General features: G+C 53.7%; 26 protein-coding genes and 1 riboswitch. Of the genes, 7 read left to right on the top strand and 19 right to left on the bottom strand.

The window, feature by feature from the left end:
- The 3 genes from GN242_RS16660 to GN242_RS16650 form a co-directional block, all read right to left on the bottom strand.
- Positions 1-1,308: a BNR repeat-containing protein gene (locus tag GN242_RS16660; protein WP_156287859.1), complete on the bottom strand. Its 1,308-nt coding sequence runs from the start codon at positions 1,306-1,308 to the stop codon at positions 1-3.
- Positions 1,309-1,459: 151 nt separating this feature from the next.
- Positions 1,460-2,161 carry an oligogalacturonate-specific porin KdgM family protein gene (locus tag GN242_RS16655; RefSeq protein WP_156287858.1) on the bottom strand — a complete coding sequence of 234 codons (702 nt, stop codon included), beginning with the start codon at positions 2,159-2,161 and terminating at the stop codon, positions 1,460-1,462.
- 73 nt (positions 2,162-2,234) lie between these two features.
- A complete protein-coding gene (locus tag GN242_RS16650) occupies positions 2,235-3,425 on the bottom strand; it encodes a glycoside hydrolase family 88 protein (protein WP_154752459.1) in 1,191 nt (396 codons plus the stop codon).
- A gap of 234 nt (positions 3,426-3,659) precedes the next feature.
- Between GN242_RS16650 and GN242_RS16645 the strand changes: the two genes are divergently transcribed.
- The gene (locus GN242_RS16645) at positions 3,660-4,499 is read left to right on the top strand and encodes a helix-turn-helix transcriptional regulator (protein WP_154752458.1); all 840 of its coding nucleotides are present in this window, start codon (positions 3,660-3,662) and stop codon (positions 4,497-4,499) included.
- A gap of 21 nt (positions 4,500-4,520) precedes the next feature.
- Here the strand turns inward: GN242_RS16645 and GN242_RS16640 are convergent, their stop codons facing one another.
- From GN242_RS16640 to GN242_RS16630, 3 genes are all read right to left on the bottom strand, one after another.
- Positions 4,521-5,342, bottom strand: a complete 822-nt coding sequence (locus tag GN242_RS16640) for a shikimate 5-dehydrogenase (RefSeq protein WP_154752457.1) — start codon at positions 5,340-5,342, stop codon at positions 4,521-4,523.
- A gap of 128 nt (positions 5,343-5,470) precedes the next feature.
- Positions 5,471-6,394, bottom strand: coding sequence for a pyridoxal-phosphate dependent enzyme (locus GN242_RS16635; protein WP_156287857.1), 924 nt, complete (start codon positions 6,392-6,394; stop codon positions 5,471-5,473).
- Positions 6,391-7,101, bottom strand: a complete 711-nt coding sequence (locus GN242_RS16630) for a helix-turn-helix transcriptional regulator (RefSeq protein WP_156287856.1) — start codon at positions 7,099-7,101, stop codon at positions 6,391-6,393. The genes GN242_RS16635 and GN242_RS16630 overlap by 4 nt, the downstream gene beginning before the upstream one ends.
- Positions 7,102-7,237: 136 nt before the next feature.
- Positions 7,238-7,310: riboswitch (Fluoride riboswitch) on the top strand.
- Positions 7,311-7,392: 82 nt separating this feature from the next.
- Between GN242_RS16630 and crcB the strand changes: the two genes are divergently transcribed.
- Positions 7,393-7,770, top strand: coding sequence for a fluoride efflux transporter CrcB (gene crcB / locus GN242_RS16625; protein WP_156287855.1), 378 nt, complete (start codon positions 7,393-7,395; stop codon positions 7,768-7,770).
- A 2-nt stretch (positions 7,771-7,772) separates the two neighbouring features.
- Here crcB and GN242_RS16620 read toward each other — a convergent pair whose 3' ends face one another.
- Together GN242_RS16620 and GN242_RS16615 are read right to left on the bottom strand one after the other, a co-directional pair.
- Complete coding sequence (locus tag GN242_RS16620; RefSeq protein WP_154752453.1) at positions 7,773-8,522, bottom strand: hypothetical protein; 750 nt, start codon at positions 8,520-8,522, stop codon at positions 7,773-7,775.
- 1 nt (position 8,523) lies between these two features.
- Complete coding sequence (locus tag GN242_RS16615; protein ID WP_154752452.1) at positions 8,524-8,721, bottom strand: hypothetical protein; 198 nt, start codon at positions 8,719-8,721, stop codon at positions 8,524-8,526.
- 197 nt (positions 8,722-8,918) lie between these two features.
- Between GN242_RS16615 and iraP the strand changes: the two genes are divergently transcribed.
- A complete protein-coding gene (gene iraP, locus GN242_RS16610; protein WP_154752451.1) occupies positions 8,919-9,212 on the top strand; it encodes an anti-adapter protein IraP in 294 nt (97 codons plus the stop codon).
- On the opposite strand, the gene GN242_RS21670 is transcribed toward iraP, so the two are convergent.
- A complete protein-coding gene (locus GN242_RS21670; protein WP_195918350.1) occupies positions 9,209-9,379 on the bottom strand; it encodes a hypothetical protein in 171 nt (56 codons plus the stop codon). The two genes, iraP and GN242_RS21670, sit on opposite strands and share 4 nt — an antisense overlap.
- Positions 9,380-9,526: 147 nt before the next feature.
- Between GN242_RS21670 and GN242_RS16605 the strand changes: the two genes are divergently transcribed.
- A complete protein-coding gene (locus GN242_RS16605; RefSeq protein WP_156287854.1) occupies positions 9,527-10,417 on the top strand; it encodes a dihydrodipicolinate synthase family protein in 891 nt (296 codons plus the stop codon).
- 61 nt (positions 10,418-10,478) lie between these two features.
- On the opposite strand, the gene yjbE is transcribed toward GN242_RS16605, so the two are convergent.
- Positions 10,479-10,721 carry an exopolysaccharide production protein YjbE gene (gene yjbE / locus GN242_RS16600; RefSeq protein ID WP_154752449.1) on the bottom strand — a complete coding sequence of 81 codons (243 nt, stop codon included), beginning with the start codon at positions 10,719-10,721 and terminating at the stop codon, positions 10,479-10,481.
- Positions 10,722-11,147: 426 nt separating this feature from the next.
- Here yjbE and GN242_RS16595 point away from each other — a divergent pair, with 426 nt between their 5' ends.
- The gene (locus tag GN242_RS16595) at positions 11,148-11,732 is read left to right on the top strand and encodes a class I SAM-dependent methyltransferase (protein ID WP_197094740.1); all 585 of its coding nucleotides are present in this window, start codon (positions 11,148-11,150) and stop codon (positions 11,730-11,732) included.
- Between the two features lie 75 nt (positions 11,733-11,807).
- Complete coding sequence (locus tag GN242_RS16590; RefSeq protein ID WP_154752448.1) at positions 11,808-12,038, top strand: hypothetical protein; 231 nt, start codon at positions 11,808-11,810, stop codon at positions 12,036-12,038.
- 80 nt (positions 12,039-12,118) lie between these two features.
- Here GN242_RS16590 and GN242_RS16585 read toward each other — a convergent pair whose 3' ends face one another.
- The 3 genes from GN242_RS16585 to GN242_RS16575 form a co-directional block, all read right to left on the bottom strand.
- Positions 12,119-13,132, bottom strand: coding sequence for an acyltransferase (locus GN242_RS16585; protein ID WP_154752447.1), 1,014 nt, complete (start codon positions 13,130-13,132; stop codon positions 12,119-12,121).
- Positions 13,133-13,248: 116 nt separating this feature from the next.
- Positions 13,249-13,497, bottom strand: a complete 249-nt coding sequence (locus GN242_RS16580) for a hypothetical protein (RefSeq protein WP_154752446.1) — start codon at positions 13,495-13,497, stop codon at positions 13,249-13,251.
- Between the two features lie 198 nt (positions 13,498-13,695).
- Complete coding sequence (locus GN242_RS16575; RefSeq protein ID WP_154752445.1) at positions 13,696-13,899, bottom strand: KTSC domain-containing protein; 204 nt, start codon at positions 13,897-13,899, stop codon at positions 13,696-13,698.
- Between the two features lie 353 nt (positions 13,900-14,252).
- On the opposite strand from GN242_RS16575, the gene GN242_RS16570 reads away from it, so the two are divergent.
- Positions 14,253-14,447 carry a hypothetical protein gene (locus GN242_RS16570; RefSeq protein ID WP_154752444.1) on the top strand — a complete coding sequence of 65 codons (195 nt, stop codon included), beginning with the start codon at positions 14,253-14,255 and terminating at the stop codon, positions 14,445-14,447.
- Positions 14,448-14,506: 59 nt separating this feature from the next.
- Here GN242_RS16570 and GN242_RS16565 read toward each other — a convergent pair whose 3' ends face one another.
- The 6 genes from GN242_RS16565 to GN242_RS16540 all read right to left on the bottom strand — a co-directional run bounded on the left by GN242_RS16565 (position 14,507) and on the right by GN242_RS16540 (position 21,165).
- Positions 14,507-16,084 (bottom strand): ABC transporter substrate-binding protein, encoded by a 1,578-nt coding sequence (locus tag GN242_RS16565; RefSeq protein ID WP_156287853.1) that lies wholly within the window; start codon positions 16,082-16,084, stop codon positions 14,507-14,509.
- Positions 16,085-16,188: 104 nt separating this feature from the next.
- Positions 16,189-16,854 (bottom strand): ABC transporter ATP-binding protein, encoded by a 666-nt coding sequence (locus GN242_RS16560; protein ID WP_154752442.1) that lies wholly within the window; start codon positions 16,852-16,854, stop codon positions 16,189-16,191.
- Complete coding sequence (locus GN242_RS16555) at positions 16,847-17,695, bottom strand: ABC transporter ATP-binding protein (RefSeq protein WP_154752441.1); 849 nt, start codon at positions 17,693-17,695, stop codon at positions 16,847-16,849. The genes GN242_RS16560 and GN242_RS16555 overlap by 8 nt, the downstream gene beginning before the upstream one ends.
- Positions 17,685-18,545, bottom strand: a complete 861-nt coding sequence (locus GN242_RS16550; RefSeq protein WP_154752440.1) for an ABC transporter permease — start codon at positions 18,543-18,545, stop codon at positions 17,685-17,687. The genes GN242_RS16555 and GN242_RS16550 overlap by 11 nt, the downstream gene beginning before the upstream one ends.
- Entirely contained in the window at positions 18,542-19,597 is a 1,056-nt protein-coding gene (locus GN242_RS16545; protein WP_154752439.1) for an ABC transporter permease, read from the bottom strand. Before GN242_RS16545 ends, GN242_RS16550 begins: the two co-directional genes overlap by 4 nt.
- Positions 19,597-21,165 carry an ABC transporter substrate-binding protein gene (locus GN242_RS16540; RefSeq protein WP_156287852.1) on the bottom strand — a complete coding sequence of 523 codons (1,569 nt, stop codon included), beginning with the start codon at positions 21,163-21,165 and terminating at the stop codon, positions 19,597-19,599. The genes GN242_RS16545 and GN242_RS16540 overlap by 1 nt, the downstream gene beginning before the upstream one ends.
- Positions 21,166-21,288 lie beyond the last annotated feature (123 nt).

Raw genomic sequence — 21,288 nt, 5'->3', positions numbered from 1 at the left:
TTATTCCTTATTATTATGTTGGTCAATGCTTAATACCGAGAGCGTACCGGCCTTGAGCGCCAGCCCGGAGGCGGTGTCGCGCTGAATGGGCAAGGCTTCCCAGCGCAGGAAATGGGCCGGAGGCTGACGATATAGCTCCGGAATTAGCTGTACTTCCGCCTGTGGATGAAGATGCTGGTGGCAGCGATAGTAGTCGGCGGAGAGTGCCTGAACGTGGGCGTTCTCTGTGGCGATCACCCGCAGGTCATCCTCGGCAATGCGCCAGCGGCCAGAGCGGCCATCCGCCAGAGTGAAACTGACTGACAGATCGCCCTCTGATATAAAGGGTGCAGAAATGATGACATCTGCGGGGATAGAACCCATGCCGCGAAAGTCCCAGCGGAAATGCCACTGACTCAGGGGCCGGGTATGCCAGCGTCCTGCTTCAACGCGTGCGATCCACGCCTGCGAATTGCCTGCCGCATCGTAGCGGTGGTAAGTCACAACCGGGTTGCCTTTACTGTCGAAGCCGAGATTTTGGCTCATATTGATCAGCCCTTCTCCAGGAAGCGCGCCATCAATCAGGTCGCCGCTCTCCAGCGTGATTGGCAGCGTCAGCGGCTGACCGTCGTGGCGCGTCCAGTTCAGCAGATCGGCACTGCGGGCATAAGATAATGAGTGATTGGTTTCACAGTGCGGAGTTTCGCGCCACATCCAGATCATATGCCACATTCCATCGGGACCAGCGACGGGCAGGCGGGCATAGGCATTGCGCAGGCCGTGTCCGCTTAACAGCGGCTGCTCTAACAGACGCTGCCAGCGCTGGCTCTGACTATTCCAGCGGTTGTAAATATCGTCGCCATTACCGCTTTCACCATCACGATAACGAAACAGGAGTTCACCCCGGGCATCCGTAAAAAAGAGTGGATAAGTGGTGCTCTCTTCACGCAGTCCGGTCATGGGCTGCTGCACCAGATGATGGATATCACCTGGTCCGGCAGAGCGGAAATAGACCAGCTTATCTTTATGCATATTCCCGGAGAGGTGAATATAGCCCAGGCTGTCGATAGCCAGTGTCAGATAGTTGTGGCTGTCGTATTCGGTCTGATGCATAAAACGCTGAACTTCAGGCAGCCATTCTCCCAAAGGATGGCTAATCTGCCAGCACTCCTCCTGCGGTAAGCGGCTGGCAACCGTCAGACAATGATCGTGGTTATAATAGGCAACATAAAATTTATCCTGGACTAATAGACAATAATCCACGGTAAAATCAGCGCAGCATTCTCCGATAACCGATTCAGTTATCAATGGGTTTTTTGGATCTGACATTATTATCTCCTGAGCTGGCTTATGAAAAAGATCATAACAGCTTGTGATAAATTCAGAGTGTTACCTAAGTCACACCGCTGGTTTAAATAAATAAGATTTTTTTGATGTTTAATTAACTGGCAGATAATATTCCTGATGATTTATATTTTTTCTAGAAGTAGTAGCGAACACCAAGGCGAATGCGATACTGTTCTTTACTGTAATCAATCCAGCGGTCTAACCATGAAAGCTCAATATAAGGTTTCCAGTGTGGGGTGTAGTTCCAGGTCAGCTTGTTGTTTAATTCCCAGCTGTTATCGCGGCCATTTTTTTGGTGGTAATCATTGACGACAATATAATAATCCGGTTCAAAAGTGTAAGACCAGCTTTCATTGATGCGGTAGTTCCAGTACATAATAAACTGATGAACATCATTTTTATCGTTATCTCCCAACAGGTTAATGGTGTCATGGTTTTTATGATTATAACGGTAGCGCGCGGTGACGTTAAAATCAGGTGTGAATTTATAGTTAACGTCACCATAGGCGGCGCCACCCGAACCATCCTTGCTGGAGTTAATGATTCCACCTAGCTGTAGCGTAAGTTCAGGTGATGGTTTATATATTGGATACCAGCCTTCCATTTCGTTATAGCTGGTTTTAAATTCATCCCAGCGTTGAGTGCTGTAAGCATTGGTATACATAATTCCTGCGCCATTTTCAAAACCATATCCTGCGCGCAGGGCTAATTCATGTTTATCTGAAGCTGTATTATAAGCTTCGCGGGCTTCAATATAACCTCCGGCCGATATAGCCGTAGAGGAGTATAATACGCAAGCGGCACCCAGCCACAGCAATGTGTGATCTTTATTCATTTTTTTATTATCCGGTCAGAGGTTTTTTATTAATAGTGATATTGCCAGGGAAAACCGGGCAATATCGTTCTTTTTACCAGTAAAGCTCCCAGCACTGCGTCATACGCACCAGCGCCTCCATATAGAAATAGTCACCCCACAGGCAGCACTCATCCACACCTTTATTGCTGTCAAAGTGATAGACGGAGTGTTTCAACAGGCCATCGCAGTTGTCATCTTTGTTCACCAGATAGTTGCGGGTCAGTGAGGACATAATAGCTATCGCCCACTGCTGATACTGTTCGCGTTCAGGGTCGGTCACCGGCAGCTGCTTCACCAGCTCCAGCAGCCCGCATACCGCAATGGCAGCGGACGAGGAGTCACGCAGTGCATCACTCCCCAGCAGTGCCAGATCCCAGTGGCAGACGGCATCGTCAGGCAGGCGATTGAGGAAGTAATTGGCGAGGCGTTTTGACAGCTCAGGCAGGCTTTTGTCGCCGGTATAGCGGTAGCTCAACATAAACCCATAAATTCCCCACGCCTGGCCGCGTGACCAGCAGGAGTCGTCGGCATAGCCTTGCTGGGTATTGCCGTAACGCGGTGCACCGCTAACCACATCCATATAGTAGGTGTGCCAGGTGGAGGTATCGGAACGTACCAGGTAACGTGCAGCCTGGCGGATATGGGCGCGGGCGGCATCTGCAAAGCGGCGATCGCCGGTCTGCTCGCTGGCCCAGTAAAGCAGCGGCAGATTCATATTGCAGTCAATAATCATCCGTCCTGCTTCCTGCGGATCGTTCAGGTTGCCCCAAGCCTGGATAATCTGCGCAGTGGGGTGGAAGCGCTCCATCAGCGCTTCTGCTGCCAGCAGCGAGAAACCACGGGCTTCGCGGTTGCCCGTCAGCCGCCAGGCGGGGACGCAGGATAGCGTGTAGAGAAAACCCAGATCATGCGTGTTGGTATCATGGCGGCTGGCAATGCGCTGACCGAAGGAGCGAACATGTTGCTCCGCCCTCCGAAGAAAGGCTTTATCCCCGCTTAGTTCCCATGCCAGCCACAGCTGTCCTGTCCAGAAGCCGGTGGTCCACTCCACGTTATCCGTTAACGGGTAGCGGCCATTAACACAGTTTTCAGCCGGAAAACGTTCACCAAACTGCGTCAGTCGCTGTTTCAGCAGAGTCAGCGTCTGCTCTTTCGCCGTCTGCATTTGTTGATAAAACGCTACTCGATCGATTCCCCCGGTGGGGGCGGGCGTTAATGTCTCTTTAAAGATGTGGTCTGACATACTTCACTGACTCCTGTATTTCAGGACAACAGATTTATTTTTCACTCTGCTGTGTTTTATTACCCGTTTTCTGCGGTAATCCGCTCTTTTCCATCAAGAGAATAATGAATCGACGGTTGCCCGAAATGTTATGTCGGTCACATCTGCTATTTATTTATTATCGGGAATTTTTGAAATTTAAAACGGTGGTTTAGTCTTAGTGTTTAGCGTCCTAAAATTTAAAACGGTTGCACTATGGTGGAAGATGAACGTCTGGAACTGATTGCCCTAAAAGACAGTATCGTGTCGTTTAGCCGACTGTTTGCTAATCCGGTGCGCTATCACCACTGGCATCAGTGTCTTGAGGTGCTGTATGTGGAGGAGGGGTATGGCGTGGTGATGGTGGGCAACAAGCAGTACACCATGCGCCCCGGCAGACTGTTTATCTTTCCACCTTTTACCATTCATAAAATTATGGTGGAGGAGGGGGCACGCGACTGTTACCGGCGAACCATTATTCATGTTGACCACCACGCAGTGCTGAATATCCTGAAAGAGTTCCCGCAAAACCAGCATCAGCTACAGCAGCTTTCACAGCGTGGCAGCGATGCCGTGGTGCTTGATGCGGCTAATATTCATCAGCATATTGATCATCTGTTTTCCAGCTATGCCGCACGCGCAGCCGGAGGGGCATTGAGTGCTGAACATGTTGCCTGTCTGCTGCTTTCGCTGTTCGGCATGCTGCCGGAGAACCCGCCCGCAGTGTCCGCAGATACCTCCCGGCTCTCTACGCTGGTGCTGTTCTGGATTGAGGATCACTACATGGAAAAATTCAGCCTTGCACGGCTGGCGGCTGCGCTGGAACGCTCAAAAAGCTACGTATCCCGACGCTTTCAGGTCGAAACCGGGGAGATGATCCATGATTACCTGACTACCTTTCGGCTGCGTAAATCCTGTGAACTACTGATGCAAACCTCGCATTCCATTCAGCAGATTGCACTGATGGTGGGGTTTGCTGAAGTGACCTACTTTATCAGCACGTTTAGGAAAGGCATGGGGGAAACCCCGCTACAGTACCGGAAAAATCACGGTTGAGCGGGGTGCCCGCAGCAGGTGTTATGACTGACGGGCATACTCTGCGGCCTGCCGGAACAGCGCGTCATCCGGACGCACGCCGGTATACAGGGCGAACTGCTCCACCGCCTGGATGGCGAACACCTCTGAACCGGTAATCGTTGTTTTCTGCTGGCTGCGGGCATATTTCACCAGCGGCGTCAGCTCGGGCAATGCCACTACTTCAAAGACCACGCTGGCGGCATCAATGGCTGCTTTATCGAATGACAGCTCGTCGGCATCAGCACCGCCTGCCATGCCGGTTGGTGTGGCGTTGATCAGCAGTCCGGGCTGAATTCCATTGAGATCGGCACGCCATTCAAAACCATATAACCCGGCCAGCTCGCGGCCACGCTCCTCATTCCGCGCAATAATGAAACCCTGATGAAAGCCGCTATCTTTTAACGCGCAGGCGACCGCTTTTGCCATGCCGCCGCTGCCGCGCAGGGCGAAAGTCAGCCCGGCCGGCACCTGATACTGCTTCAGCAGGCTGACGATGGCGATATAGTCGGTGTTGTAGGCTTTCAGGTAGCCATTGGTGTTAACGATGGTATTCACCGAATTGATGGCCTTAGCTGAGGCGTCCAGCTCATCCAGCAGGGGAATACAGGCCTCTTTAAACGGCATTGAAATGGCGCAGCCGCGAATACCCAGCGCCCGTACACCGCCAATAGCAGCGGTGAGATCGCTGGTGGTAAAGGCTTTGTAGAGGTAATCCAGATCGAGGGCGTTATACAGATAGTTGTGGAAACGGGTGCCAAAATTGCCCGGTCGTGCTGCCAGTGACATGCAGACCTGGGTATCTTTACTGAGGTTTCTGGTCATCGGATCATCTCTGAAAGGGAAAGTGACAACCAGAATGGACTAAAAGCGCGAGATAAAAAACTGCTGAACAGGCTGAATAACTTCCCCTTTTAGCATCACTGGCCGCAAGGGGAGTTTCCGCAGTGACATTAGCCACGTAAAGCAGCGGCTGTTTTTTGCAGCTGCTCAACGCTGCTGGTGGCTCCGCCGCAGACGATTACCAGCAGTTTTTGATAGGCGGCGATCTGCGGATGTGCTTCATAGACCAGCGCGAGGCTCGCTCCACAGGCGGGTTCTACCAGTACTCGGTGATCGTCAAGAAAGCGTTCGCAGGCGCTGACGGCTGCCAGGTCGGAAACCAGCAGGCTCTCTATCGGGTGCTCACTGGCGCAGCGTAACGCCTGGTCGCATACCCGCTTGGCTCCCAAAGAAGAGGCGATGCTGTTGATTTCAGCCAGTTCAACGCTGTGTCCGGCAGCCTGTGCCGCGTGGAACGATGCTGCGCCTGTGGTTTCAACTGCCAGCACCGGAACATCCCGCCAGCCGTTACGCTGTAGCCCGGCGACCACTCCAGCCAGCAGGCCGCCGCCCCCTACCGACAGCACCACGGCATCCGGTTTGATACCGCTTTGTGCCACTTCATCAATCATGCTTGCATGCCCCTGCCACAGCAGCGGATCGTCGAAGGGGTGGAGAAATGCATCCCGTGCACCGAGCAGCGAACTGGCATATTGATTGGCCTCCTGCCAGGAACTGCCGTAAACGATCACCTCCGCCTGCTCCTGGCGCAGCAGCTCCTGCGCACGCAGGGAAGTGGTTTCCGGCACCACTACGGTGACGGCAACGCCGAGATGACGCCCGGCCCAGGCCACGGCCAGCCCGGCATTTCCCCCCGACGAGGAGACAAAGCGCTGCGCCCCCTGGCGCTGGTAAGTTTCGCAGGCCAGCCCGATTCCGCGGATCTTAAATGATCCCGGCGGCTGTAACGCCTCCATTTTCAGCAGTACTTCGCGCCCGGCCAGCAGACTCAGCGGACGAGAGGAGAGAAGCGGGGTAGTAATATGCAGACTCATGATGCGTTCCCAGACCGCTCATCGCGGAGTTCATCCAGATAGTTGTAGATGGTGTAGCGGGTGACGCCGAGCGCCGCCGCCGCTTTCTCAATACCGCCTTTAACAATAAACATGCCGCGATCCTGCATTTTCCGTACCGCCGCCAGCTTGGCCTGTTTACGCGAAAGGCGCGCATCGCCGTTCATTTCATTTAGTGAATCAGCAATGATATCGGTCATCAGCTGCTCCATATCCGCGCTCTCCTCCGCCGGTTGCTGTGTGCTGTCCGCGCCGTTAAGCAGGCTGTTAAGGCAGCGCTGCGCCGCCAGCAGTTCGCTGTTATCGGTATTGATACAGAGCGCGGCAAACGGCTGGCCGTTGCTGTCGCGATAGAGTGCGGTGGCGCTGCGGAGCGTCTGACCGTTTTTACCCCGGGTAGGGTAGTCGGGGATCACCGTCGGCGTATTATCGCCCGTGCGGGCATCATCATTGAGTAACGTCTTCAGTCCCTGATCTTCAACGGGCACCGCCAGCACCGGGCTGCCCGGTTTGCGGCCGGTAACATGGCCGTTAGCAATCGCCAGCACCGATTTTTCCGGATGATCCAGGTCATGGAGGACGATTTCAGTATTGCGACCGACCACGGAGCCGAGCGCCGTGACGGCAGCGCGTAGCGTTTGCAGAATCAGAGCACGTTCGCGAGTAATAGCCGGGGTATGAGCAGACATGAGGTCTCTACGCGGGTAAGAAAATAAGAGGGCAGAATATCAACGAGGAGTTTAGTAATCAACAAATTGTTGAATTCAGGTGCGCTTGCGGGTCTGCACTGCCCCTTGCAAAACCTCCGGGCGCTGATTATCTTAAACACCACAAGGTGATGGTGTTCCACCTTTCCCAACCGCCCTGAATATAAAGGGCTGATGACGCCTGATAACCCTGACTCTGTTAAACCAGAGGTCGGTCTGTCAGGCTATTTGTCATCCGCCTGCTGGTGCCTTCCTCTCCATCCTGAGGATTTTATGTTGAAACCATTACTGGCTGTCATGATTGGCGGCTGCGCGGGCTGTGTGATCCGCTGGCTGCTGGCCGTACGTCTGAACTCTCTGTTTCCCAATCTGCCACCCGGTACGCTGCTGGTTAATCTGGTGGGCGGTTTTATTATTGGCGCAACGGTAGCGTGGTTTGTGCGCCACCCGGGGATCGACCCCGCCTGGAAGCTGCTGATCACCACCGGGCTGTGCGGCGGAATGACCACTTTCTCCACCTTTTCGCTGGAGGTCGTTACGCTGCTACAGGCGGGAAACTATCTCTGGGCTATGGTCTCGGTCACCGTGCATGTTATTGGATCACTGCTGATGACTTTCGCCGGGTTCTGGCTGATTTCACTGTTATTTTAAGGCTAGCGCGCCAGTGCGCTGGCGCTGGCTGCATCAAACAGCGACAGGCTCTCAATCTGTTCAAGCATAATCACCTTACGGAATGCCATCGCTGATTTCGGTTCTGAGTCCAGCGTGATGCCATGCTCGGCGTACCAGCGGCTGTAGTTATGCTCAATGCATAAGTTAAGACTTTTGCCGTCGCGGTAGCCGCTCAACATCGGGATCAGCACCACGTTTGCGGTAGCGACATTGTCATACGAAGCGGCGTGGATCATGCCGATATAGATGCGGCGCGATTTAAGCGTGATCCATGCCAGCTCTCCCTCCTCCATACACTGAAACAGCAGTCCTTCGACGCCATTTGATTTGGAGAGCTTCTTATACAGTTTTTTTCTGCCGCTGCTGTCCAGCCGGGCGCTGCCTGACCAGCTTGAGCGATACAGGCAGAAGGCCACCGCAAAGGTCAGCATGATCACTACCGGTGCCTGAATGCCTAAAAAGCTCCAGGTCATAAACTCGATCTGCCACTGATGATGCAGGCCGTCAGCCAGCGATGGGATCGCATTAAACGTTGCTGAAATAGCCAGCAGCAGCAGCCAGATCAGCCCGGTAGCCAGCACCCCCTGAAGTACAAAGATGCAGCCATATAGCGCAACCAGGAAGTAAACATCCCAGCCGAATGAGCGTTTGATTTTAAACCGGGTAGAGAGGTCGCGGCTGGTGTACCAATAGCCGCACACCATCAGCACCATAAATATCGCCGTTCCCATTTTACGCCCCCTTCAGTTCATTAACGTGGCGGGCAAAGTCTTCGTGCACCTCGTAACTGGAAAAATTCACCATCGCACAGCCATCTTCATCAATCAGAATACGTTCTCCCTCTTCAATAGATTCGGCGATATCGCGCTGGCTCATCACCTGCAACAGGGATTCCGGGCTGGAAAACAGAGAGCAAATAAAACGGAACATTAGGTTCTCCTCATGGGTTTCGGAGAAGTCTGGCAGCTGAGTTCAGTTTGCGCTATCAGACGAAGGCGAAAGTGCGTTCTGAGAGATTGTCTGGAAATCGCGATAAATTGCTTTATCACCCCGCCTGCACTGTTTACCCGGATTAGGGACAGTGGTAATTTCATACGGATAATCTGATACGGATGGATAATAGCGACATGAAGCAACTGGTCATCGATATTTTAATGAAGCTCGCCAAAATGGATGTTGATACGAAAGAGCTGACAGCCCAGGTGGAAGCGCAGTCACTGCTGATTGCCGCGCTGCTGTTGACCGCAGGTAAAGAAGGGTCATCCTCCATCTCGGAAAATATTAACAATGCAGTACTGACGGCGTCACGCAGCGGCGACGGTTTTCTACAAACCGATGTTGATCTGCTGCTGACACACGTTAACCGCCTGCTGGCGGTCACACGATATGTAGATGACGCGGCATCGACCGAAGAGAGCTAACGATAAACCTCGCCGCAGAGCAGTACGACGTTTGGACGACGTTTAAGAATACGTTCAGCCATCTGTTCACAGGCGCTTCGGGTGGGATAGATATGCTCGGAAACCGGAAGCGCGTCACAAGCATCATATCCACAGGCACTGACGAGTAATACGAAGCCGATTAACATGACTCACTCCTTTGACCGAAAAGGGACTGAAGCTGAAATAGAGTATAGGCGACAACTCCCCGGGAGTGTAATCCCCTTGTGCTGGTCAGTTTTGTTTTTATTACAAATCGTTGCCGCGCTTTTTCTGTTATATCAGGAGTTTTTGTCATGCAGTTTAACGGACTCTCTGCTTTCCCCATAACGCCGACAAATGCGGCCGGTGTGGTTGATATCCCTGCCCTGGAAAAGGTGTTGCTCAGACTGAAACAGGCAGGCGTGGACTCGGTGGGGCTACTTGGCAGTACCGGGCTGTATGCTTATCTGAGCCGCGAACAGAAGCAGCGCGCCATTGAAGCCGCAGCTGACTGTCTTGGCGCAGATATTCCGCTAATCGCCAGCGCCGGAGCACTGCGCACTGATGATGCCTGCAGGCTGGCTGAAGATGCAGAACGCGCCGGAGCACGAGGTATTTTACTTGCGCCAGTATCCTACACGCCGTTACGTGAAGAAGAAGTATTCCAGCATTATGCCGCTGTCGCACAAAGCAGCAGCCTGCCTGTCTGTATCTACAATAATCCCGGCACGACTCACTTTACCTTCACCCCTGCGCTGTTAACACGGCTGGCAACACTGCCACAGATCAGGGCGCTGAAACAGCCCGGCCAGGCGGATCTGAATCAGGGTGATGTGGCCGGGCTGCGTTCGTTATTTCCCGCCGGTTTTGCCGTTGGCTATAGCGGCGACTGGCATGCAGCCGGAGCATTACTGGCGGGAGGCGACCTGTGGTTTAGCGTTATGGGAGGACTGTTGCCCCGGCAGGCGCTGGCATTAACCTGCGCAGCACAGGCAGGCGAGAGCGAAAAGGTTGCGGAACTCAATCAGCAGCTGGAACCGCTGTGGCAGTTATTCCAGAGTCTGAGCAGCCTGCGCGTGATGTATGCAGCTGCGGATATTCTGGGGATTTGCCAGCCTGAACTGCCACGTCCGCTATTGGGGCTGGATAGTACTGAGCGCAGAAAAGTTGAGCAGGTGCTGCTGGCGTTGCCGGAAGTGGAGTAATCAATACAGAAATGGCCCGGCGAAATCGCAGGGCCATTAAATGCTGTGTGCTAAATAAAAACTAGCGGGAAACGGTAGATGTTGTTGTGGTCGTTGTCCCGGTGTTAGAACCATCGCCGCCGCCGTATGTAGCAAGGGCAACGCCCAGCAAAGCAGCGACTACGCCCACGCCGACTGCATCTGATGTGCCGTCTGACATGGATGACGCGCTACTGCCCGCTGCCTCACCTGCACCGGTGACGGCCCAGGTGTTGGCGCTGCCTGCCAGTAATACCAGCAGAAAAACTGACTTAATATATTTCATTTTATTATCCTCGGGCATGGAGACAGCAGGTGCTGCCAGGGAAGGATAATAAGATTTAAGGTGTTGTGATATGGCCATCTCACAGCCGATCGATTGCGACTCCAGCCCCTCTGGACGGGAAAAAGATCCAGCTATAGCTGGTCTTTTTTACCGTCATAATAATGTCATAGTCGCTTTTAGCGCAGCGGCGCAATGCGGGTGAGAATTTTCCGTTATCAATCGCGGGTAATGCTGGTTGTGAAACGTGTCCGGAGATGGCTGGAAAATCAGCCCGTTTTTCAGAATATGCCCTTTTCCCGGTAATTGGCCACTTCCCTCCCGGAAAGTTTGCGATTAATCCTGGTTTTAACCAAATCCCCAAGGTTTTAAGAACTTGTTAAGCCAGATATGGCCTACTGGAGACTGCCGCGCTGAACTGAGGGGAATATGTTGTTATCCGCACTGTCGTATATCAAGAATAAAACCGGGTATCTTCAGGAGTTTATTGCAGACCCCCGTAAGACGGGCACCATCGCCCCTTCATCACAGGCACTGTGCAAAACTATGTCAGATGCTGTGGACTGGCAGCGCAGCCTGCGTATTGCCGAGCTGGGAGCAGGGGACGGCGTATTAACCCGACATCTGTTAACCCGAATGCGCCCGGATGCCAGCCTGCTGACCTTTGAAACCAATCCGCGTTTTCACCCGCGGCTGGCGGCACTTCAGGATACGCGTTTACAGGTGAGTGGCGAATCAGCGGAGACACTGAGCGGTGAGTTTGATGCGATATTTTCTGGCCTGCCGCTGCTGTCGCTGCCCCATGAAGTGCGCCACCGTATTTTGCAACAGGCAGCCTCACAGCTGAGTGCTGACGGTGTATTCGTTCAGTTCCAGTACACTTCCCTTTGCGAACCGCTACTGTCCGGTTATTTTGCCTGGAACCGTACGCGCGTGCTGGCGAATCTGCCGCCTGCGTGGGTCTATCGTGGTCATTCCCTGGCGCAGTTACCCTGGGCCAGTCGCAGCCTGTAATGAGATAGATCCGACTCTGACTTGTTATTGTCACAGCTTTGCTATGCTTAATCTTTAACCCAAGAGGAGGACAAGATGAGCACTGAAGAAGCGGTACCAGTTTCAAGCGAAGAAGAAGTGTGTAATATCATCGGGAAAGCAGTGGTTGACCTGAGTATTACGGGGCAGCCGGTTAACAAATCCACGCTGGGCTTAAAGCTGCTGGCGATGGCCGACCAGGATCAGGATGACGAGCGTATTCTACTCTATTGGATTGCCCGTCGGGCGATCAACCAACCGCACAAATTTGCGGAGGCAAGGTTCTGATACCCTGTCTGTAAACGGTGCTTTTGTTGCCGTACGTCAGCGGCCGTTCAGTAGTTCACTGAACGGCCATTGTACCGCTATCAGGTCAGGCGCTTAAGCCCGGGAACGCGTTCCATCAGATAGATCAGCAGTGCTGACACCATAAAGCTGACCAGTGCGACGCCAGGAATACTCAGTACCGAATAGTAATCATTAAAGCTCACCGACCACAGCCGCAGTAACGTTTCCAGCACCAGCATATGCACAAAGAATATCCCGACACTGAGTCTGGCCAGGGTGCGGATAATCAGATTCACCCGCCGTGAAAATTGCAGCGGGGCGTTGAGCAGCATAAAGAAGCAGGCCAGCGCGAGAGTCACAATAGTTGGCGCAGAATAGAACAGGAAAATCTCGTTTGGTTCACCAATACTTATCGACAGTGAATACCCCATCACGGCGGTTAATACCGCGCTCAGGATAAATATAATTGTCGCAATTGTAACTTTTGGCGACAGCTTATATCGACGAACTACTCCACCAATAATATAAAAGCCTGAAAGGTAGACCACCATATCAATATTACTGGGGATCTGTGCAGGGTGATTTTCCAGTACGGTCTCTTTGAAATTATCAAACAGCATATATACGGAAGCCAGTGCGAACCAGACGGCAAGAATGTAGTTTATTCGCTGCTGGCTGCCGTGCTGAATAAAGGTATTGAGCAGCGGAGTCACCAGAAACAGCAGGATCAGGGTATAGATAAACCACAGATGCCCGTAGGCCGGGGTACTGAGAAGATCGAGCAGACTAAATGCGGTGGTACTGCCGTTAGCCATACGGTTGTAAATAAAATAAATCACAGTCCAGGCGATCAGCGGTAACAGCAGATCCAGCACGCGCGTTTTCAATGTACTTAGCAGTGATTCATTTTTATTCAGCGAGATGTAACCGGCGATCAGCAAAAATAAGGGAAACGAAATTCGCCCCAACGCGTCATACATGACCGCTATCGACCATGCACTATGAAAGGTGCTAAACGGGATCGCCGCGGTATGTAACAAAATGACCAGGTAGGTGGCGATAAGCGTTAACAGTTTAATATTCAGGGTTTTCAAACAACTGATTCCTTTGCCAAAGGGCTACGCTGCATAGTAGCTGCAGGTATTCACTCCCATAAAGGTATCATATCTCTGCTGAAGTCTGCTGTTTAACCTGCAAAAATTAGCATTAACTAACTTTTCTGAATGTTGACAGTAATTTCCGGGGCGCAGGATTCGCCGGGTTTGACGATGCGAAACTCAGCTTTACCTTGATGAACATAGATACAGGCACGGCCTGCATCGCCGCCATCCTGCTCCTGGGATAAAGAAATAACCCTTTTTTCTGCCGTGGAAAAAGGCGTAAAAAGGCTCAGACCGGCCATCAGGAGAATGAGCGGAATAGCTGCGGTGATGTCTGTTTTGTCGCTAAACTGCGACATAGGGTGCCCTCCATTAGCCTTGCTGTTATTGCATTCAGCGCAGGTCACTACGACCCGATCACATTACGACCGTAACTTGTCATAAATCTGGGGCAATATCGGTGTTAATGGGGGCGCTTCTCTATGAGAATACTCTTAATTTGACTGGATCTGAAGTAAAGGCGGAAACAAACGTGTTTCCGCCCTGAAGCACAGTGATTAATGCTGTGAAAACCGATGGTTAATGTGCTGATAAAAGAACAGACCTTTCGACGGCGCTGCCATAAAAAAATGCCAGGTAGTAAGTGGAACATCACGGTAAGTCGATGTTCCGCTACCGCGCAGTTCCACTTCAAGTATCCGTTTGTCAGCATCGTAGCCAACAGAGTGAATTGCAGATGAGGCAACCGGTTGACGTTTCATATCCTCCTCCTTGAACCAATAGGTGTGATTAAAATTTAATCTATTTCTGTAATTTTACTTTGTCGTAAGTCACAAAAATTTGCCTCGGGCACATTTTGATTAACGGGGGATGGAGTAGTGGGGGGGAGGGGGAAAAAATGAGCCTCGGGAAGTGGGAAACCCAGCAACACTTCCCGAGGCCATGCAAATGCATAATTCGTTACGGGGGCTACTCTACCTGTCGGGCACAAACTTGTACAACATTAATTTTTATTGTACAGGTTTTTGGCGGTGCGGTCTGTGGGCAAAAAGGATGTCGCCCGACGTTCAAACTTGCTAAAGTGCCTTACCTCACTGGTTTAGCGGAATTTGATATGTCGAATGAAATTGCACACCCGTCCAACAGCCCAAAACAGGCTGCCTTACAATTAGTGATTGAACTGGTTCGCGCAGGTAAATTAAGCCCGTTACAGGGCGATGCGGCCAATATGATCTCGATCTACGAGCAGTTTAAAACTCACTTCGAAGCAGAAAAGCACAAGCACTCGTCAGAATCCGCCATCTCCTGAGACGCGTCTCAGTGAGACCTGTTTTGCAGCTACGGGTCGCGGCCCGTAGCTGAGGTTCACTATTTTTTACTGACCAGATCGAAATAGAGCAGACTGTTGCCAATCCCCTGATAATCCCCGTCAATATTTTTACCTAAGCCAACCTGTTTTTGCCCCTGTAACGTCACCACGTACGGCGAGTTCTGCTCGATATCGGTTTGCAACTCCTGATACAGCGCGGTACGTTTTTTGACATCGCTTTCTGCCGCCGCCGCACGGGTTTTGGCACTCAGCTCTGGAATATTCCAGCCAATACGCCAGGCCAGCGTTTTCGGCCCTCCTGCAACGTTATAGGCGAAGGTGCTGGCATTGCTGTTGGCATCAACGTAATCCGCGCCCCAGTAAATAAAGATCGACTGAAAATTACGTCCACGCATTTTTCCCCACAGCTCGGATTCAGCCACCGGCTGAATATCTATCTGAATATCGGCCCTGGCAAAGCTGGCCTGTAATGCCTGCGCCACATCGCTGTACGGCGGCTGATTAATTATCGTCAATGAGAAACGAGTACCAGGCTTAATCCCGCCTTTTGCCAGAATGGCCTTGGCTTTCGCCAGGTCGTAATGGAAAGGTTGACTGGTCAGTGCACCGTCGAAACCGGCAGGCAGGAAGGCCTGATGGGGTTGATACTGGCCCTTCAGCAGCTGCGTGGAGAGGCTGCTGTAATCTACCAGCCAGCGGGCAGCCTGCCACAGTGCCGGATTACCCAGCGCGGGCTGCTGCTTATCCTGGGTGTTGAACGCCAGATAATAAATCAGGCTGGAAGGGTAGCTGGCAACGCGCACATTGGTCTGATTTTTCAGCGTGGCGAACTGGTCTGCCCCCAGGTCATAAGCTACGTCAGCATCGCCTTTTTCCAGCAGCAGTCGGCGTGATCCGGCATCGGCCACGCTTTTTAGCAGCACACGCTTCAGGTGTGGGGCAGGCTGCGCATGAGGATTTTGTTCCAGCACCAGCGCCTGCTGTGGCACATATTTGCTGATGGTATAGGCACCGCTGCCTGCGGAATGGGTACGTAGCCAGTTATTGCCGTAATCCTGCTGGCTGACATGCTGCTGCACCAGCTTGCTGTCCACCGTTGAGGCCACGGCAGAAGTCAGCAGGCGCAGCGCCAGATCCTGGCCAATGGCTGACTGCCAGCGCAGCTCAAACTGCGAGTCGCTTTTTCGCGTGAACTGCGTATCAATATTTTCTGGTGTCCAGCCGAATTCGCCCAGAATAAATACCGGAGTTTTATTCAGCTTAACCGCGCGCGTCAGCGAGTAGATCACATCGTCGCTGGTGACCGGGTTACCGCTGGCAAACTTCTGTCCGGGCTTTAACGTAAACAGCAGGCTGTGATCCGTGCTGCCCGGCTGCCATTTGCTGGCGAGAGCTGGGGTAAGGTTGCGCTCGTTGTGGATCTCCGGGGCCACCAGCGTCTGGTAAACATTACGCAGGCTGCTGGTGCTGACGGTCTCAAAACTTTCCGCAGGATCGAAGCTGATAATCCCGTCAAGTGAGAGAGCCACCACCAGCGTATCGGCAGGAGTAGCGGCCTGAGCGCTATAGGTTAAAGCCAGCGTGCTGGCAAGGAGCAGTGGAACAAGTTTTTGCATGAAGAGAGTCCTGAAACGGGAGAGATATCAGGACTATAGGCGGATACTTTTGCGATCAGAAATGCCGTATTTGACTATGGTTAGCTGTTAAAAACAGAACCAGGTTAACCAACGATACGGCCCTGCGCCATCTGTACGGCGCGATCGCACATATGGTCGATCACATCCGGATCGTGGCTCACCAGTACCATCGTCAGGTTGTCCTGCTGTTTAAGCTGATTCAGCAGATTGAGGATCTCTGCCTGCACCGACATATCCAGCGCTGAGGTGGGTTCGTCCAGCAGCAGGATTTTAGGTTCAAGCAGCAGTGCCCGTACGATGGCAACGCGCTGACGCTGACCGCCAGAAATCTGATGCGGATAGCGATCGGCGAGGGCCGGATCCAGTCCGACATGTCGGAAGCCCTGATCGATGCGATCATTAATATTGTCTGTTTTGAGCAGTTTCAGCGGCTCGGCCAGGGTACGACGCAGGCGATGGCGGGGATGCAGTGAGGCATACGGATCCTGAAATACCATCTGTACATCACGTCTGAGCTGCCCGGTAAATGGCTTGCCCGGCTGCGCCTGATGACCCGCCAGCTGCATCTCGCCCTGCCAGTGCGGATTTAATCCCGCCATCACCCATAGCAGCGACGATTTTCCACAGCCGGAAGGGCCAACCAGCCCGAAACATTCACCGGGACTAACTGAAAGCGTCACATCATGGACAACGGTACGCAGGTCATAGCCCTGCTTGTGAGCCACGCTCAGTTGGGATAATTCAATCATGGCTGAGTCCCCTTGCCAGCGCTTCGCGATCCAGTACCGGCAGCGGTTTACCCCGGGTTGATTTGTTCGGGCGGCATGACCACAGCGTACGGGTGTAGGGATGAGTAGCATTCGGTAAATCTGCCGCCGCCAGCTGATCGAGCACTTCGCCCTGATACATCACCATCACGCGCTCGCAATGTTCAGAAACCTGTTGCAGATCGTGGCTGATCAGCAGCAGGCCCATATTACGCTGCTCCACCAGGTTGCGGATCAGTCCCAGCACCTGATCGCGCATCGCGTGATCGAGTGCGGAGGTGGGTTCGTCGGCGATCAGAAAACGCGGTTCGGCGATCAGCGCCATGGCCAGCATAACGCGCTGACCCATACCGCCGGAGAGCTGATGCGGATAGCGTTTCATCTGCTCTGCTGGCTGCGGCAGGCCGACGGCATCAAGCATATCGCAGACCTTTTCTTTGATTTCCGCACGGCTGAAACGGCCATGCAGCTTCAGAGGTTCTGCTACCTGCCAGCCAATGGTGCGCAGTGGATTGAGCGCGTATTTCGGATCCTGCATCACCATGCCAAGCTGACTGCCGCGCAGCTGGCTCCAGCGCCGTTCGTTAAGCGTCAGGGCATCCTCACCGGCGATACTCAGCGTGTTGGCCTGAACTTGCAGTGACGGGGCCAGCAGCCCCATCAGCGAGCGTGCGGTTAATGATTTTCCGGAGCCGGACTCCCCGACCAGCGCCACGCGCTCACGTCCAAGGGTAAAGCTGATATTTTTCACCAGCGCTATACCGTCAGCGCTGCTAATCGTCAAACCGTCAGCGACGATCTGTGCAGAGGAATCAGTTGCCATTGCGGGTATCCAGTCGGTCACGCAGGCCATCGCCTGTCAGGTTAAATGCCAGGCTGGCGAACAGAATCGCGCCACCGGGAACGGCAGCCACCCACCACTGATCAAAAATCACTTTGCTGCCTTCGGCCACCATCGAACCCCATTCAGCGGTCGGCGGCTGAATGCCCATACCGAGGAACCCGAGGCCCGCTGCGGAGAGAATAATCCCTCCGAGGCTCAGGGCGGCGCGCACCACGGCAGTTGGCAGGCAGAGCGGCAAAATATGGCCAAACATCAGACGTATGCCGTTAATTCCCTGCATTCGCGCGGCGGCAAGATAGTCGCTACGGCGCAGCGCCAGCGTCTCTGCTCGTGCCTGGCGTGCGAATGGCGGCCAGCTGGTCAGCGCCAGCGCCAGTGCACCGTTCATTAATCCTGGTCCCATCATGGCCACCAGCGCCAGCGCAATCACCAGATTAGGTAGCGAGAGAAAAATATCGGTGATACGCATCAGTACGCGCTCACTCCAGCCGCCGAGATAACCGGCGCTGATACCGATCAGCATGCCTACCGGAATGGTCAGTACCAGAATCAGCGACACCAGCAGCAGGGTAGGCCGTGCGCCGTAAATCACCCGGGATAACAGGTCGCGGCCAAAACCATCGGTGCCCAGCCAGTGGCTGGCGGAAGGCGGCATCAGGCGCACGCCCATCTCCTGGGCATTGGGATCAAAGGGGGCCAGCAGCGGTGCAAACAGCGCGGCAAAAATCAACAGGGCAACCAGGCTAAGGCCAATGGTTAGCGTAATATTACGACGTGTACGCCGCGCGCGCGGCTTGACGCTTGCAGTTTCAGAAAGAGATTGCGTCATCGGGTTCTCGGGTCGGTCAGATAAGTTAACGCATCCGCCAGCGCATTGATGGCGATAAAGCAGCCGCCAATCAGCAGGGTGGAGCCGAGGATCGCCGGGGTATCGGAGGCGAACAGCGCGGTGGTCATATAACGCCCGACGCCAGGCCAGGCAAAGACGGTTTCAGTCAGCACCGAACCTTCCAGCAGCGTGGCATAAGAGAGCGCCAGCACGGTAATCAGCGTCCCGCGTACGTTAGGGAAAATATGCAGCAGGAGAATACGCCCACGGCTCGCACCTTTGGCACGAGCAAGAGTGACATACTCTTTACTGCTCTCTTCCAGCAGAGCTGCGCGCAGCAGGCGGGTAATGGTTGCCATCGATAGCAGGCCGAGCACCACCACCGGCAGCCACAGGTGAGCAATGGCGTTGCGGAACATCTCCATATCACCGGAGAGCCAGCTGTCGATCAGCACCAGACCGGTCTTCGGTTCCAGGGTGTAAATCCAGATATCATCCAGACGTCCCGGCCCGGCAGACCAGTGCAGCACCGCGTAGAACAGCAGCAATCCGAGCAATCCGAGCCAGAAAACCGGCACCGAATAGCCCAGCAGGGAGATCATACGCGCCACGTTATCCAGCACGCTGCCTGGCTTCCATGCTGCCAGCAGTGCCAGCAAAATGCCAAACACCGCACCAAAGATCATCGCGCACGTCGCCAGCTCAATAGTGGCCGGGAAGGTGCGCAGCAGATCGCTGGCAACGGGCTGATTAGTGATGCTGGAGATACCAAGATCGCCGCGCACTAAGTGTTCCAGATAGTGCCAGAATTGCAGCGGTACCGGCTGATCAAGCCCGAGGCTGGCGCGCACCTGAGCATAGGTAGACTCGCTGGCGTGATCGCCTGCGATTTGCAATACCGGATCGACCGGGGAAAGATGCGAGAGAGCAAAGGTAAACACCAGCAGCCCCAGCAGCGTCACCACCAGCGAGAGCAGGGCACTGAGTGCCCCACCGCTACGGCGCCAGAAAAGCCGGGCAGAAGACCCGGCGCTGTGTTCGGCTACCGCCATTACTTGGTGACCTGGCTGTAGTAAACCATATCCGGGTTGATCCCCTGCACGTAGCCTTTCAGGTTATCGCGCAGCGCCACCAGATTCCTGGCCTGCATGCCGATAACATACGGTGAGTTTTTCTGCACTTCGCGCTGCATTTTTTCATACAGCTCAACGCGTTTAGCTTTATCGGTTTCTGCCGTGGCGGCCAGCGTCTGCTTGCTCAGTTCAGGAATATGCCAGTTAGAGCGCCATGCCAGCGTTTTGCTGCCATCTTCAGGATTATAGGCAAAGGCGGCGGCGTTGGTATTCGGATCGAAATAGTCCGCGCCCCAGGCATTCAGGGTTGATTCGTACTGATGGGCTTTCACGCGGGTGGCTACTTCAGAGCTGATACCCGGCTGCACCTCAACTTTTACGCCACCTTTGGCAAAGCTTGCCTGTAATGCCTGGGCAATATCCAGATACGGCGGCTGGTTGCTGACGGCCAGCTTAAAGCTGACGTTGGTCAGGCCCGCCTTTTTCAGAATCGCTTTGGCTTTTTCCGGGTCGTAGCTGTACGGGTTTTCATTCAGCGCGCCGAGGAAACCTTCCGGCAGGAATGACTGATGCACCTGGAACTGACCTTTCAGCAGGTCGTTAGCGATGCCTTTATAGTCGAACAGATAGCGCGAAGCTTCCCACAGTGCCGGGTTTTTCAGCACCGGGTTAGCATCAATGTTGAACTGAATGTAATACAGAGAGGCCATTGGCACCGCGAGGGTTTTCACGCCCGCTTTCCCTTTCAGGGACGCCATCTGGTCAGCACCCAGGTTACGCGCAATATCGGCATCCCCCTGCTCCAGCAGCAGGCGGCGGGCAGCAGGTTCAGGCACGTTCTTAATCAGCACATTCTTCAGCTTCGGTGCACCCGCCGGAGAGGTCGGGTTAGCGCTGAACAGCACCACCTCATGAGGAATGTATTTGCGAATCTGATACGGGCCGCTGCCTGCGGAATTCAGCGCCAGCCACTTATTACCCAGATCGCCGTTCTGCTCGTGCGCGGTCACGGTTTTTTCATCAACGATGGATGAAACCGGTGCGGCCAGCAGGCTCAGGACATAGGTCGGACTGACATTCGCGCTCCAGCTGATCTGCACATGATTATCGTCGATCTTCTTAAGCTGGGCGTCGACATTCTCTTTTGTCCAGCCCAGCTGGGTCAGAATAAAGGAGGGGTCGAGATTAAGTTTGACCACACGCGACAGCGAGAAGATCACATCTTCCGGGCGCAGCGGATTGCCAGAGGCAAATTTGGCCCCTTCACGCAGGGTAAACGTCATGCTGCGGTTATCGCTGCCCGGAGTCCAGCTGGTGGCGAGCGTAGGTTTGAGATCGATCGGATTTTGCGGGTCAGACTGCACCAGGCGCTGATACAGGTTAGTGAATGCCTGTACTGAGGTCAGTTCGAAGCCATCTGCCGGATCGAAGCTTTTCGCATCATCGATGGACTGGGCGATAACCAGAGTGTCAGCAGGCGTCGCGGCCGATGCAGCAAAGGATGCTGCCAGTGCCAGGGCGATAACAGAAGGGACTGCAATTTTCATGACGTTTCCTGAGGTGACATTTTTGGCGAGTGTAAGGGAACAAGCGATAAGAATAATAGTAGATTATTCGCTATCGTTATGCCTGGAAGTTATAAGCCAAAAAAAACGGTTATAAATTTCCCG

Source organism: Erwinia sorbitola (assembly GCF_009738185.1).
In the GTDB taxonomy this organism is placed as follows: domain Bacteria; phylum Pseudomonadota; class Gammaproteobacteria; order Enterobacterales; family Enterobacteriaceae; genus Erwinia; species Erwinia sorbitola.
This window is presented reverse-complemented; position numbering and strand designations above follow the sequence as displayed.

Bases quoted from the DNA above. Each gene is read 5' to 3' on its own strand.
- GN242_RS16660 (WP_156287859.1), bottom strand. From the start codon at position 1,308: ATGTCAGATCCAAAAAACCCATTGATAACTGAATCGGTTATCGGAGAA.
- GN242_RS16655 (WP_156287858.1), bottom strand. From the start codon at position 2,161: ATGAATAAAGATCACACATTGCTGTGGCTGGGTGCCGCTTGCGTATTA.
- GN242_RS16650 (WP_154752459.1), bottom strand. From the start codon at position 3,425: ATGTCAGACCACATCTTTAAAGAGACATTAACGCCCGCCCCCACCGGG.
- GN242_RS16645 (WP_154752458.1), top strand. From the start codon at position 3,660: ATGGTGGAAGATGAACGTCTGGAACTGATTGCCCTAAAAGACAGTATC.
- GN242_RS16640 (WP_154752457.1), bottom strand. From the start codon at position 5,342: ATGACCAGAAACCTCAGTAAAGATACCCAGGTCTGCATGTCACTGGCA.
- GN242_RS16635 (WP_156287857.1), bottom strand. From the start codon at position 6,394: ATGAGTCTGCATATTACTACCCCGCTTCTCTCCTCTCGTCCGCTGAGT.
- GN242_RS16630 (WP_156287856.1), bottom strand. From the start codon at position 7,101: ATGTCTGCTCATACCCCGGCTATTACTCGCGAACGTGCTCTGATTCTG.
- crcB (WP_156287855.1), top strand. From the start codon at position 7,393: ATGTTGAAACCATTACTGGCTGTCATGATTGGCGGCTGCGCGGGCTGT.
- GN242_RS16620 (WP_154752453.1), bottom strand. From the start codon at position 8,522: ATGGGAACGGCGATATTTATGGTGCTGATGGTGTGCGGCTATTGGTAC.
- GN242_RS16615 (WP_154752452.1), bottom strand. From the start codon at position 8,721: ATGTTCCGTTTTATTTGCTCTCTGTTTTCCAGCCCGGAATCCCTGTTG.
- iraP (WP_154752451.1), top strand. From the start codon at position 8,919: ATGAAGCAACTGGTCATCGATATTTTAATGAAGCTCGCCAAAATGGAT.
- GN242_RS21670 (WP_195918350.1), bottom strand. From the start codon at position 9,379: ATGTTAATCGGCTTCGTATTACTCGTCAGTGCCTGTGGATATGATGCT.
- GN242_RS16605 (WP_156287854.1), top strand. From the start codon at position 9,527: ATGCAGTTTAACGGACTCTCTGCTTTCCCCATAACGCCGACAAATGCG.
- yjbE (WP_154752449.1), bottom strand. From the start codon at position 10,721: ATGAAATATATTAAGTCAGTTTTTCTGCTGGTATTACTGGCAGGCAGC.
- GN242_RS16595 (WP_197094740.1), top strand. From the start codon at position 11,148: ATGTTGTTATCCGCACTGTCGTATATCAAGAATAAAACCGGGTATCTT.
- GN242_RS16590 (WP_154752448.1), top strand. From the start codon at position 11,808: ATGAGCACTGAAGAAGCGGTACCAGTTTCAAGCGAAGAAGAAGTGTGT.
- GN242_RS16580 (WP_154752446.1), bottom strand. From the start codon at position 13,497: ATGTCGCAGTTTAGCGACAAAACAGACATCACCGCAGCTATTCCGCTC.
- GN242_RS16575 (WP_154752445.1), bottom strand. From the start codon at position 13,899: ATGAAACGTCAACCGGTTGCCTCATCTGCAATTCACTCTGTTGGCTAC.
- GN242_RS16570 (WP_154752444.1), top strand. From the start codon at position 14,253: ATGTCGAATGAAATTGCACACCCGTCCAACAGCCCAAAACAGGCTGCC.
- GN242_RS16565 (WP_156287853.1), bottom strand. From the start codon at position 16,084: ATGCAAAAACTTGTTCCACTGCTCCTTGCCAGCACGCTGGCTTTAACC.
- GN242_RS16560 (WP_154752442.1), bottom strand. From the start codon at position 16,854: ATGATTGAATTATCCCAACTGAGCGTGGCTCACAAGCAGGGCTATGAC.
- GN242_RS16555 (WP_154752441.1), bottom strand. From the start codon at position 17,695: ATGGCAACTGATTCCTCTGCACAGATCGTCGCTGACGGTTTGACGATT.
- GN242_RS16550 (WP_154752440.1), bottom strand. From the start codon at position 18,545: ATGACGCAATCTCTTTCTGAAACTGCAAGCGTCAAGCCGCGCGCGCGG.
- GN242_RS16545 (WP_154752439.1), bottom strand. From the start codon at position 19,597: ATGGCGGTAGCCGAACACAGCGCCGGGTCTTCTGCCCGGCTTTTCTGG.
- GN242_RS16540 (WP_156287852.1), bottom strand. From the start codon at position 21,165: ATGAAAATTGCAGTCCCTTCTGTTATCGCCCTGGCACTGGCAGCATCC.